Source organism: Shimia marina, assembly GCF_001458175.1.
In the GTDB taxonomy this organism is placed as follows: Bacteria; Pseudomonadota; Alphaproteobacteria; order Rhodobacterales; family Rhodobacteraceae; genus Shimia; species Shimia marina.
The window spans coordinates 156,673-169,475 of sequence record NZ_CYPW01000017.1 but is presented as its reverse complement, the minus strand read 5'-3'; the positions used below and the strand labels follow the sequence as shown (position 1 = coordinate 169,475).

Sequence of the window (12,803 nt, the reverse complement as noted above, 5' to 3'; positions counted from 1 at the left end):
AAACAGATCGAAGCTGTTTGGCTTAGCCGCCAATTGTCTCCAGATACGCGATCAGGTTTGCGCGATCGGTTGCCTTTTTCAGGCCGGAGAAAGACATCTTGGTGCCCGGTGCGAATTTCTTCGGGTTGGTCAGGAAGCCGTCGAGGTTTTCTGGCGACCACGTGTCAGCGACGGCTTCCAGAGCGCCGGAGTAGTTAAAGCCAGCGACCGAATCCACCTGGCGATTCACCACGGCATAGAGGTGCGGGCCGGTGCCGTTCGCGCCATCATCTAACTTGTGGCAGGCCTTGCATTTGCCAAACACCTTGGCACCTTTGTCGACGTCTGCACTGGCGAGCAGCTCTTCAAGAGTTGGGCCTTCGTCCACTTCAGCTGCGGCTTCGTCGCCGCCTTCTACTTCAATCACATAGGCCTGCTTGGCTTCGCCGTGGCCGTGGCCAGAGGGTCCTGTGTGGTAAAGCGCTTCTGCGGCCCAGCCGCCCAGCATAAAAACCAGCAGGGTGCCGCAAAGGGCGCCCACTACTTTGGTGATTGTCATCGTGTCAAACATGCTACGTTTCCATCTCGTGGCGTTTGTCGGCTATCTATCCGCTTCCCCTAACAGAACGCAAGGTATAGTTACCGCGACGAAACGCCCCCCTAGCGTAGAAGTTGCTAAAAAAACGACGAGTTTCGGGGGAACGAGGGACGGACATGATCAAGACGACCAATCGTATCGCATTTCAGGGAGAGGCCGGGGCCTATTCTCATGAAGCCTGTCAAAAAGCGCGTCCAGATATGGAGGCCATGCCCTGCCGCACATTTGAGGATGTGATTGCGGCAGTGAAGACCGGCGAAGCGGATCTCGCGATGCTGCCGATTGAAAATTCGACCTATGGGCGCGTGGCGGATATTCACCGCCTGCTCCCAGAAAGCGGATTGCACATTGTGGATGAGGCTTTCGTGCGCGTGCGCATCAGCCTTATGGGGCTGCCGGGCGTTTCCATTGATGAGATTGATACGGTGCGCGCTCATCTGGTGCTCTTGCCTCAGTCTGCGAGTTTTCTGAAATCACACGGCATGAAAGCCTTTTCTGCGGTGGACAGTGCCGGCGCTGCGAGAGAGCTGTCGGAGGGGCAAAAACGTAACGAGGGGGTGCTTGCTTCTGAGTTGGCTGCAGAGATTTATGGCCTAGATGTCCTGGCACGTGATGTTGAGGACCATGGGCACAATACAACCCGCTTTCTTATCATGTCCCGCGAGCCAGATTATGCGCGCCGTGCGGATCGCAAAATGATGACAACGTTTGTGTTTGAAGTGCGCAACATCCCGGCGGCCCTTTATAAGGCCATGGGCGGTTTTGCGACGAATGGCATCAACATGACGAAGCTGGAAAGCTACATGGTGCGGGGTAGCTTCACAGCAACGCAGTTTTATGCCGATATTGAAGGCCATCCAGAGGACCGTGCCGTACAGTTGGCGATGGATGAATTGCGGTATTTCACAACCAACGTATCCATCATTGGTGTGTATCCGGCAGAACGAGACGGGTTGCGCTAAACGCTTCCGCTGGACTTCTAAATGTAAAAAGAGCGCCTTTGTCGGCGCCTTTTCTGTTGCAGAACATTGGCTTTAACTCGCGCGGGGGCGGTTTAGCTCATACGCGAATAGCGATCCTGAAGGTCTTCGCGCAGAGCCGCAAGACGTTTGGACAGACGGGTGTTGAGGTTGCCCCGGGCCAATTTCAAAGATTGCAACAGAAGCCGTGCGGAGAGAGACTTAGCACGCATGCCGCTCCAGAACTGAATGCGCGTCTTGGTTCTTGAGAGTGCAACAAGTTCCACTTTGATATCGGTTTCGAGGCCTTGCAGCTTGGCCTGCATCCCAATTTCGTTGGGAGAATCAAAGCTGATAATTTCCAGCTGCATTTCGCGCGGTTTGCCCCGAAACTCAAAGGCGATATCCCATTTCGCACCCACGCCGGCTTTGGCCAGACTGTCCTGCCTTGTCACTTCGGCCCCCCGACGTAGGGCGGCACGCTCATAGACTTCCACATCGGTCAGCATTTCAAATGCTTGGTCGATGGGTACGTCGATGTCTTCTCTGCCTGTGAGTTCCATGGTGCCTCTGTTCAATTAAGGGGGTGGGGAAAATGCGTTTGATTGGCCGCTATAGTCGCGTCAATCCATCCTGTCTGCAAGCCAGTTTCGCAGGAGAAAATGCGCAATTGCGCCTTTGCGGGCAGGTTTTAGTTTTTTGTGCTGACCTGCAAAAACCTGAAGCATTTCCTCGCGACTGACCCAGAGGGCATCCTCAAGTTCGTTTGGGTCGACCGTAATCTCATCGGTTAAGGCTTCGCCTTTGCAGCCAAACATCAACGATGACGGGAAGGGCCAAGGTTGGCTGGCCAGATAGCTGACTGCTCCAACTTTGATACCAGCTTCTTCGACCACTTCGCGACGGACCGCAGCCTCGAGCGTTTCGCCCGGTTCCACAAAGCCGGCCAGAAGTGAGTACATGCCTTCTGGCCAGCCAGGAGACCTGCCCATAAGGACTTTGTTGCCACGCGTGACCAACATGATCACGACTGGATCCGTGCGCGGAAAGTGAGGGGTTTGACAGCTTGGGCAATTGCGTTGCCAGCCCGACATGGCCATGCGGCTTTCTGCGCCGCAAGCCGCGCAAAATCGATGTGATTTATGCCAGCCAAAGATGGCGCGCGCTGTTGCGGCAAGTTCTGCGTCACGTGCTGACAAACGAGTCATGACGCCGCGCAGCTCTAAGAAGAGATGGTCGTTGGGCAGAGCGGGGTGGTGTTGTTCAGATGGATCAAAAAACTGCTGCAGGCTTTTGGTGTCCAAACCTTCCGGAGCCCAAGCTGAGACGTCCCTGGCAAAAACAGGATGGCCTTCATCAGACAAGCCAAGAAAAATGGGGGGCACTTGCGGCGGTGGCAGGTCAGCGAAGAGGATGTGGTTCATTGGCAAGAGGGCAAGCCTATCGTGATCTGTACCTGCGATGAGAGGCTTACCACGCCACAGGACAATCGTCCGACTGTTGATATCTGTGGCCAATTGATCGGCTGTGTCGCCGCGCAACTCTGCGGCGCGGTTCAGGCCCGATCCGCCAAAAGTGACTGTTTCTGCGTGTTTCATAGCTGTCTCCTGCTGCTCGAGACGTCGCATTTTCCCGTGTGAGCTGCAATCCTGACCTTGCCAGTATCGACAAAGGGTACCGTGAATTTATTGTGAGCTTTTGAGGGGTTTGTGGGATTACGGTTTCTTTCGTAGTCAAGATGCGTAACAGTCTCTGCGGTTCGGGGCGGGTTCATCGAGCGGTCAACTCAAGTGACGAAAAGGAAGGCATGTGCCCGGACAGAATGACGATCCTGTGGATGTACGCCGTGTCCAGGTACGCGTGCTTGCAACCAGCGACATCCACGCAACGCTGTTAGATTATGACTACACAAAAGATCGCGCTACGGCTTTCGGATCTTTGGCGCGCGTGGCCTCGCGCGTCAAGGCGTTGCGCAGCCAGAGTGTTGCAACGCTGTTGTTTGACAACGGCGATTTTTTGCAGGGCGCTGCGATCGCAGATGGGGTTTCCGAAGACCGTGATACAGTAAAAGTCTCCCCCGTCATTCAAGCGATGAACCACCTGAAATATGATGCGGTGGGGCTTGGAAATCACGAATTCAATATTCCGGCTTCTGAGTTGCGATCTGCATTGGGGCAAGCGCGTTTTCCTGTTCTTTGCGCCAATCTTCATGCCAGTGCCGCAGCAGGTCATGAGGTTTATGAGGGGCTATGGCATGCCACGAGCCTCTTGTCTCGGGAGGTATCTGACCAGCTTGGTGAGACACATATTCTCAAAATTGGGGTTGTGTCCGTTTTACCACCGCAAGTGGTGGCTTGGGACAAGTTGCGCATTCAAGGGCGCCTGATTGCTGAAGACATGACGTCTGCCGTTCGCAAAAATGTAGCGGATTTGAAAGAACGTGGCGCGGATGTCGTGGTTGCATTGGCGCATACGGGGGTGTCCGAAGTGGATGGTCATGGCAGTGCTGAGAATGCGGGATTACGCATTGCAGGTGTTGATGGGGTAGATGCCGTGGTTTGTGGCCATGTCCATAGGGTGTTTCCCAGCGCGCAATATGGGATGTTTGATGAGGTCGATCCGCATGCCGGGACGCTGAGCGGAACGCCAGCGGTGATGCCGGGAGCACATGGATCGCATCTGGGGCAGATTGATTTGACACTACATCAGACGCCTGATGGCTGGCGTGTGACTGGGTCCCAAGTTGAGGTGCACGGGCTGAACGGTGATACAGAGATGCAGCCGGTCGAAGACCCACTTTTCCAAGCGGTGATTGCGAAAGCACACAAGGCCACATTGGCGCGCATGCGGCGGGGTGTCGGGGCGTTGCTGGAGCCTGCCACGAGCTATTTTGCAATGGTCAAAGATGACTGCGCTTCCCGGTTGGTTGCGGAAGCAAAGATCGCCTACGTGCAAGAAGCTTTGTCTGGCACACGTTTGAGTAGGGTGCCAATACTGGCTTCTGTCGCACCTCTGAAGTGTGGTGGCCGAGGCGGGCCTGCGCACTATGTCGATGTTGCAGCCGGTGAAGTGTCCGTCCGCGCGGTCTCTGATATGCAGCCCTATTCAAATCATATCAGTGTGGTCGAGGTCGCAGGGCGTGATGTTGTTGAGTGGCTTGAGAAGGCCTGCTCGCTCTACAATCAATTGCGCCCTGAAGAACTTAGTCAGAGTCTTTTTGACAGTGATGCGGCGACTTACAATCGAGAGGCAATCTACGGATTGTCCTATACTGTCGATCTGTCAAAACCGGCCCGATATGCGTCTGATGGCAGTTTGATCAATCCGCAATCCAGGCGGATTTCTAACGTTTCCCTGAAGGGTATTCAGATTTCCCCGGATCAGGCGTTTTTGCTGGTTACAAATGACTATCGCGGTGGCGGTGGTGGGAATTTTCTGTCGCTGGATCAGGCCAAAGAGATCAATGTGCCTCCAATACGCGTGAGAGATGTGCTGACCCGGCATATTGCAAGGACATCGGGACGTCAGAACCGTGCGCTTGAAACATGGCGTTTCAAACCTTTGGCACAGACCGCCGCTGTCTTTGAAACAGGACCGGGGGCTGCGGCCTATCTGGAGGATGCTGGACTGCCGCTGGTGTTTCTTGGACCCGGCGAGAGGGGGTTTGACCGCTATCGCATGGATTTTGCTGCTTTGACCCAGCGTTGAGGTTTGATTGGTCCGCACAGACAGGGCAGCAGGTGCTTGCATCGCGGCGGCAGGCATCTTATATGCCCTCTTGAGAGGTTGGCGCGGGTAAGCGCCTCGCCAACCCGGTCAGATCCGGAAGGAAGCAGCCGTAACGAGCCCCGCTTGGGTCGTTGTCCAGCCTCTCACCCTGATAACTCCCCTGAAAATTGGTGTTTTCTGCCTGTGCGTTCGGCGTCCTAACGTCTGAGTTAGTGGCGTGTCACTGACAAATTATGCAGGTTTCATCCAGTGGAAGGCATGGGCCGCAACAGGGAATCACGCCTTGTTGAGCCATTCGGTGCTTGAATGTTGCCGTGGCCCACTATTAGCTTGATGAGAAAGCAAAAAGGCCAAAGATTGGCTGTCAGATGCAAGCTTAAGGGGAATGGAATGGCTCACTCGCGTGTCGCAACGATCAAAGAGGCTCCTCCGAAGACTCTGAATAAGTTTCTCGTTGCCGGGGCTGTGATGTTGGGGCTTTTGGCGAGCGCTTCTGGCTTGAAAGCAGAGGGAGATGGCGTCATCCGCAGCCACGGGTATTCCTTCTATGGGGATCTGAAATATCCGGCAGATTTTGAGCATTTTGACTATGTGAATCCTGATGCTCCCAAAGGTGGTGAAATTGCGCTTTGGGCTCCAGGGACATTTGACTCGATGAATCCCTATAGCCGAAAGGGTCGTGCGGGACGATACAGCTGGATGATGTTTGAGAGCTTGTTGGGGGAGATGCCTGCAACCGGAGGTGCGGCACCTGCAGACACATATGGTGAGGCCTATGGGCTGCTTGCGGAAAGTCTTGAGTATGACGAAGGCAAGACTTGGGTCATTTTCCACATGCGCAAGAACGCCAAGTTCTCTGATGGTACTCCCGTTACGGCGCATGACGTTTTGTTTAGCCACAATCTGCTGCTGGAACAGGGGCTTCCCTCTTATGCGCAGGCGGTGAAAAAACGCATTCCCCGCGCCGAAGTGATCGATGATCACACCATCAAGTTCTATTTTACGGAAGGCATCTCTCGCCGGAGCCTGATTGATCAAGTTGGCGGTGTGCCTGTTTGGTCAAAGAAATGGTATGAAGAGACCGGTGCGCGGCTGGATGAGCCCCGAATGGAGACATCACCCGGATCTGGCCCATATGTGATTGACAGTTACGATGTGAACCGTCGTATCGTTTATAAGCGCAACCCAGAGTATTGGGCCAAGGATCTGCCCATCAATGTGGGGCGGCATAACTTTGACAGCATCCGGATTGAGTATTTTGGCGATGCCTCCGCTGCTTTTGAAGCATTCAAAGCCGGAGAGTATACCTTCCGTGCAGAGACCAACTCTAAGCAATGGGCGACGGGCTATGATTTTCCAGCCGTTGAAAAAGGCGATGTGAAGACGGTTTCTCTGCCTGATGGAACGCCGCCAACGCCCAGTGGTTTTGTGTTCAACCTTGGACGCGAGACTTTGCAAGACCGCCGCGTGCGCGAAGCCATTTCCATGGCCTATAATTTTGAATGGGTGAATGAATCCCTGCAGTTTGGTCTGTTCAAGCAGCGCCACAGTTTTGTGCAAGGCGCACCTCATGAAGCTATGGGGCTGCCAGAGGGCGCTGAGCGCGCGCTGTTTGAGAGCCTTGGGGATTTGGTGCCAGACGCGGTGTTGAACGCGCCTGCGATCATGGCGCATGAATCCAGTTCTGCGCGGGAAATTGATCGTCGAAATCTGCGCAAGGCCATGGGACTGCTGGATGAGGCAGGTTGGATCGTGGGGGACGATGGCCTGCGCCGCAATCAAAAAGGTGAAACCTTGAAGATCGTGATCCCTTATTCGTCGTCAGATTCCGCAACCATGGGGGCTATTCTTGAGGTTTTTGTGCAAAATCTCGGCCGTATGGGGATTGATGCCAAGGCGGATAAGATTGATCCGGCACAGTTTACATTGAAGCGGCGTGAGCGCAGCTACGATATGATCTTCGGAAGCTATGCCAGCTTCCTTGGAACTGGCACAGGCTTGCTGCAGCGCTACGGTTCGGAAGAAGCTGCGATTTCGCTCTTTAATCCCGCAGGTTTGGCCAGCCCGCTTGTGGACAAAATCATCAACATTTCTCTCGAGGCGCAGTCTTCTGAAGAAGAAGCGACGGCACTTATGGCTCTGGATCGGGTTCTGCGTTATGAGCGGTTTATGATCCCGGTTTGGTTTAATGATGCCAGCTGGGTTGCGTATTACGATCAGTATGAATACCCGCAGGACCTGCCGCCATATGCCGTAGGTGTTCTCGATTTCTGGTGGTACAATGAAGAAAAAGCTGCCCGGCTGAAGGCCGAGGGTGCATTGAGGTAACGGCCGTATGGGCGCCTATATTCTCCGCAGGTTGCTGCTGATCATTCCGACCCTTCTCGGGATCATGATAATTAATTTCACTCTGGTACAGTTTGTGCCCGGTGGCCCTGTGGAGCAGGCCATTGCCCAGATGCAGGGGGAAGGGGACGTTTTTGAAGGCTTTTCCGGCACCGGTCAGGACGCCGGAGAACTTGATCAGAACAGTTTTACCGGTGGTGGCGGGAGTAAATATGCCGGTGCTGAAGGCCTCCCACCCGAGTTCATTGCGCAGCTTGAGAAAGAGTTTGGCTTTGACAAGCCGCCCCTTGAACGGTTCCTTTCGATGCTTGGCAACTACATGCGACTGGATTTTGGGGAGAGCTATTTCCGCAAGATCACGGTGATTGATCTGGTGCTGGAGAAGATGCCGGTTTCGATCACGCTGGGCTTGTGGTCAACGCTCATCGCTTATTTGGTGTCGATCCCACTGGGCATCAAGAAAGCCGTACGGGATGGAACTCCTTTTGATACCTGGACATCGGGTGCGATCATTGTGGCCTATGCCATTCCCGGCTTTCTGTTTGCGATCATGCTTCTGGTGCTTTTTGCCGGTGGATCTTACTGGAAGATCTTTCCGCTCAGGGGGCTGACCTCTGATAACTTTCAAGATCTTACGATGATGGGCAAGATTATTGACTATATGTGGCACATCACATTGCCAGTGATCGCGTCGACGATTTCGGCTTTTGCCACGCTGACATTGCTGACGAAAAACAGCTTTCTGGATGAGATCAAGAAACACTATGTGATGACAGCACGGGCCAAGGGGCTGGCAGAGAACCGGGTGCTTTATGGGCATGTCTTCCGCAATGCGATGTTGATTGTGATTGCGGGCTTCCCGGCCGTGTTCATTGGCGTGTTCTTTGGCGGATCGGTGTTGATCGAGACGATCTTTTCGCTGGATGGGCTGGGGCGGCTTGGCTTTGAAGCGGCTGTGGCGCGGGATTATCCGGTGATCTTTGGCACGCTGTTTGTCTTTGGTTTGATCGGCCTTGTGGTCGGTATTCTGTCGGACCTGATGTATGTGCTGGTTGATCCACGCATTGATTTTGAGAGGAGGGAAGGCTGATGGCATTGTCCCCGCTCAACCAACGTCGTTGGAGCAATTTCAAACGCAACCGGCGTGCTTTCTGGTCGCTGATCATCTTTATCGTTGTGTTTGTGGTGTCGCTGTTCGCCGAGTTTATCGCCAATGACAAACCCATTTTGGTGAATTATCGAGGCGATTGGCGCACGCCGATTTTTACGTTTTATCCTGAGACCGCTTTTGGAGGTGACTTCAAAACGGAGGCAGATTACCGGGATCCTGTGGTGCAATGTTTGATCGCTACGGGCGGGGTTGAGGATTGCTTTGACACACCCGAAGATATCCTCTCTGAGGTGGACGCGGGCACCTATGCCGCGGAGGATTTTGAACCCGGCTGGGCGCTTTGGCCTCTGATTCCATATAGCTATGATACACCGGTCGATCGCGCGGGGGCGGCGCCGCTCCCCCCCAATGGGCAGAACTGGCTGGGCACGGATGATCGCAAGCGGGATGTGGTGGCGCGTGTGCTTTATGGCTTCCGCCTGTCGATCCTGTTTACTTTGATTGTCACCACTGCTGCGAGCCTGATTGGGGTTATTGCGGGCGCGGTTCAGGGGTACTTCGGCGGCTGGCTGGATCTGGTGTTTCAGCGGGTGATTGAAATCTGGGGGGCGACACCCAGCCTTTACATCATCATCATTATGTTTGCGATTTTGGGGCGCAGTTTCTGGCTGTTGGTTCTGCTGACTGTGTTGTTCAGTTGGACAGCGCTTGTCGGTGTTGTGCGGGCTGAATTCCTGCGTGCGCGCAATCTTGAATATGTCCGCGCGGCCAAAGCTCTTGGCGTGAGCAATCGGGTGATCATGTTCCGGCATATGCTGCCAAACGCCATGGTGGCCACGGTGACGATGCTGCCTTTCATTGTGACCGGTACAATCAGCACGCTGGCAGGCCTTGATTTTCTCGGCTTTGGCTTGCCATCTTCTGCGCCGAGCCTTGGGGAGTTGACGCTGCAGGCCAAGCAGAATTTGCAGGCGCCATGGCTTGGCTTCACGGCCTTCTTCACCTTCGCCATCATGCTGTCGTTGCTGGTGTTTATCTTTGAAGGCGTACGAGATGCCTTTGACCCAAGAAAGACCTTCTCATGAGTATTCTTGCCGTCAATGATCTGCGGGTGGCTTTCCGTCAGGATGGTCAGCGCCATGAGGCTGTGAAAGGCGTGAGTTTCTCTGTGGATCGCGGGGAGACTGTGGCGCTTGTGGGGGAATCCGGGTCTGGCAAATCTGTTACGGCGCTTTCGACGGTGTCTCTCTTGCCGGGCAGTGCCGAAGTCTCTGGCTCTGTGACATATGATGGGCAGGAAATGGTCGGCGCGACAGAGAAAGATCTGCGGCGTGTGCGCGGCAACGACATCAGCTTCATCTTTCAGGAGCCGATGACCTCGCTCAACCCACTCCACACCATTGAAAAGCAGTTGGGCGAGAGCCTTGCGCTGCATCAAGGGGTGACAGGGGAGGCGGCACGCGGGCGGATTTTGGACCTTCTGAATAAAGTCGGCTTGCGCGATGCAGAGCAGCGTTTGACGGCCTATCCACATGAGCTTTCCGGGGGGCAGCGTCAGCGGGTCATGATCGCTATGGCACTTGCCAATAAACCAGACATTCTGATCGCGGATGAACCCACCACGGCGCTTGACGTTACTATTCAGGCGCAGATTTTGGACCTGCTGGCAGAGCTGAAAGCCAGCGAGGGCATGGGGCTGTTGTTTATCACCCATGACCTTGGGGTGGTGCGGCGGATTGCCGACAGAGTTTGCGTAATGAAGAATGGCGAAATTGTCGAGGAAGGGCCTGTGGCTGAGATCTTTGACAATCCACAGCACCCCTACACGCAGCTTTTGCTCAGTGCGCAGGCCAGCGGCGCGCCGGATCCTGTTGCAGAGGCGGCAGAGGTCATTACTAAAACAGAAAATCTGCGGGTTTGGTTTCCGATACAGCGGGGGCTGCTGAAGCGGACCGTGGGGCATGTGAAGGCCGTAAATGATGCCAGCCTGTCTGTCCGGGCAGGGGAAACCCTTGGCATTGTTGGTGAAAGTGGATCAGGCAAGACCACACTTGCCTTGGCGATCATGCGGTTGATCAGCAGCGAGGGCAAAATCGGATTTGTCGGCAACGATGTGCGACAGTGGAGCACGCGACAGCTGCGGGCCCTGCGCAAGGATATGCAGATTGTGTTTCAGGATCCGTTTGGCAGCCTGAGTCCGCGCATGACTTGCGAGCAGATTATTGCAGAAGGGTTGGGCGTGCATGGCAACCCTGACGGGCGGGATAGCCGCACGTTGGTGGCAGAGGTCATGGAGGAAGTCGGTCTTGATCCGGCAAGCATGGACCGTTACCCGCATGAGTTTTCAGGAGGGCAACGCCAGCGTATTGCCATTGCGCGGGCGATGATCTTGCGCCCGAAACTTGTTGTGCTGGATGAGCCGACATCGGCGCTGGATATGACCGTGCAGGTGCAGATCGTCGATCTGTTGCGCAAGCTGCAGTCAAAATATGGGCTGGCCTATCTCTTTATCAGCCATGACCTGCATGTGGTGCGTGCTATGAGCCACAAGATCATGGTGATGAAAGCCGGAGATGTGGTGGAGCAGGGCTCTGTGGATGCGTTGTTTGACAATCCACAGACAGACTATACACGCGCCCTTCTTGCGGCTGCGTCGTCCTAAGCGGTGCGCCGCGATTAAATCGCGGCGCTGTGTTGGGCTTTGCTCATATCGTAGTCATCAAAGGCACGGGCAACTATGCGCGTGAGTGGGCGCGCGGCAACGGGTATGACCAATGCGTTGCTTTCCAGTGCCAGTACGTTTGGAAATTGCGCCATGACGTTTGAGAACATCTCATTCAGTTGGGCGCGGGAGACGTCAAAGGTTTCCACGATCTCATCGGCATCCACACGGAAGTCGCACATCAGCGCCTCGATGATCCTGCCCCGCATGAGATCTTCTCCTGCGAAGCGGTGCCCTCTGGAGGTCGAAAAACGCCCTTCCCGGATTGCTGCAGTATGCGCAGAGGTGGCCGGTGCGTTTTGGGCATAACCTTGCGGGAAACGCGCAATTGAGGAGGCGCCGACCGCAAGCAGTACATCGGCTGTGTCATCTGTGTAGCCTTGGAAGTTGCGCCGCAATGTGCCTGCACGCTGTGCAACAGACAGACCATCCGTCTTGGTCGCAAAGTGATCAATCCCGATTTCGTCGTAATTGTCCCAGAGAAACAGATTCCGCGCCGTCTCAAAGAGGGCCAGCCGCTCCTGTGGTGTTGGCAGAGCATCTGAGGGAATCATCTGTTGCCGCTTCGCCATCCAGGGCACATGGGCGTATCCATATAGCGCCACGCGGTCGGGTGAGAGCGATAGCAGCTTTTGCACGCTTTCGGTGATCCGTTCCTGCGTTTGATGCGGCAAGCCAAAGAGAATGTCGGCATTCACGCTTTGCACGCCGTGGGCGCGGATCATATCCACCGCGTCCCGTGTGATGTCGTAGCCCTGAATGCGTCCAATGGTTTTTTGAATGTCGTCATCAAAATCTTGGACACCGATAGAGGCGCGGTTCATACCTGCCTGCGCCAGAACAGACAGGCGGGCATCGTCAATCTCGTTGGGGTCAATCTCAACAGAGAACTCTCCGTCTTCTGCCAGAGGTGCAACGTCAAAGATGCTGGCGGCGAGATCTTCCATCATGTCGGGCGCAAGAAGGGTAGGCGTGCCGCCTCCCCAATGCAGTCGGGAAAGAGAAACGCCTTCTGGAAGGGTCTTCTTGAGCAGAGATAATTCTGCTTTGAGCGTCTCGACATAGGCCGCGACGGGCGAAAGTGTCGATGTGCCCTGTGTGCGGCAGGCGCAGAACCAGCAAAGTCGGCGACAAAATGGCACATGCACGTAAAGGGAGACTTGTGCTCCCCTTGGGATTGCCTCTATCCACCGCCGATAGGTATCTGGCGTGACGTCATTGTTGAAATGTGGGGCGGTTGGATAGCTAGTGTAGCGCGGCACCTTTGCGTCGAACAGTCCCAGCTTCGCCAATTGTTTTTCCGTTTCCATGGGCGTACACATAAAGATGAGTTACAAGTGCGCCTTTGACCCAGATCAA

General features: G+C 54.9%; 10 protein-coding genes and 1 other RNA gene. 7 read left to right on the top strand and 4 right to left on the bottom strand.

Annotation, left to right across the window (positions count from 1 at the left end; all coding sequences use genetic code 11):
- Positions 1-22 precede the first annotated feature (22 nt).
- Positions 23-550, bottom strand: a complete 528-nt coding sequence (locus tag SHM7688_RS09095) for a c-type cytochrome (RefSeq protein ID WP_058239616.1) — start codon at positions 548-550, stop codon at positions 23-25.
- A gap of 143 nt (positions 551-693) precedes the next feature.
- Here SHM7688_RS09095 and SHM7688_RS09090 point away from each other — a divergent pair, with 143 nt between their 5' ends.
- Positions 694-1,539 carry a prephenate dehydratase gene (locus SHM7688_RS09090; protein WP_058239615.1) on the top strand — a complete coding sequence of 282 codons (846 nt, stop codon included), beginning with the start codon at positions 694-696 and terminating at the stop codon, positions 1,537-1,539.
- Positions 1,540-1,631: 92 nt separating this feature from the next.
- Here SHM7688_RS09090 and SHM7688_RS09085 read toward each other — a convergent pair whose 3' ends face one another.
- Complete coding sequence (locus tag SHM7688_RS09085) at positions 1,632-2,099, bottom strand: SRPBCC family protein (RefSeq protein WP_058239614.1); 468 nt, start codon at positions 2,097-2,099, stop codon at positions 1,632-1,634.
- A gap of 60 nt (positions 2,100-2,159) precedes the next feature.
- A complete protein-coding gene (gene nudC / locus SHM7688_RS09080; RefSeq protein WP_058239613.1) occupies positions 2,160-3,134 on the bottom strand; it encodes an NAD(+) diphosphatase in 975 nt (324 codons plus the stop codon).
- 211 nt (positions 3,135-3,345) lie between these two features.
- On the opposite strand from nudC, the gene SHM7688_RS09075 reads away from it, so the two are divergent.
- From SHM7688_RS09075 to SHM7688_RS09055, 6 genes are all read left to right on the top strand, one after another.
- A complete protein-coding gene (locus SHM7688_RS09075; RefSeq protein ID WP_058239612.1) occupies positions 3,346-5,244 on the top strand; it encodes a bifunctional 2',3'-cyclic-nucleotide 2'-phosphodiesterase/3'-nucleotidase in 1,899 nt (632 codons plus the stop codon).
- A 72-nt stretch (positions 5,245-5,316) separates the two neighbouring features.
- Positions 5,317-5,413: signal recognition particle sRNA small type (gene ffs / locus SHM7688_RS19415), an RNA gene on the top strand.
- A gap of 242 nt (positions 5,414-5,655) precedes the next feature.
- Positions 5,656-7,593: an extracellular solute-binding protein gene (locus tag SHM7688_RS09070; protein WP_058239611.1), complete on the top strand. Its 1,938-nt coding sequence runs from the start codon at positions 5,656-5,658 to the stop codon at positions 7,591-7,593.
- A 7-nt stretch (positions 7,594-7,600) separates the two neighbouring features.
- Positions 7,601-8,701 carry a microcin C ABC transporter permease YejB gene (locus SHM7688_RS09065; RefSeq protein ID WP_058239610.1) on the top strand — a complete coding sequence of 367 codons (1,101 nt, stop codon included), beginning with the start codon at positions 7,601-7,603 and terminating at the stop codon, positions 8,699-8,701.
- The gene (locus SHM7688_RS09060; protein ID WP_058239609.1) at positions 8,701-9,807 is read left to right on the top strand and encodes an ABC transporter permease; all 1,107 of its coding nucleotides are present in this window, start codon (positions 8,701-8,703) and stop codon (positions 9,805-9,807) included. Before SHM7688_RS09065 ends, SHM7688_RS09060 begins: the two co-directional genes overlap by 1 nt.
- Entirely contained in the window at positions 9,804-11,384 is a 1,581-nt protein-coding gene (locus SHM7688_RS09055) for an ABC transporter ATP-binding protein (protein ID WP_058239608.1), read from the top strand. The genes SHM7688_RS09060 and SHM7688_RS09055 overlap by 4 nt, the downstream gene beginning before the upstream one ends.
- Before the next feature lie 14 nt (positions 11,385-11,398).
- Here the strand turns inward: SHM7688_RS09055 and hemN are convergent, their stop codons facing one another.
- A complete protein-coding gene (gene hemN, locus SHM7688_RS09050; RefSeq protein ID WP_058239607.1) occupies positions 11,399-12,754 on the bottom strand; it encodes an oxygen-independent coproporphyrinogen III oxidase in 1,356 nt (451 codons plus the stop codon).
- Between the last annotated feature and the right edge of the window lie 49 nt (positions 12,755-12,803).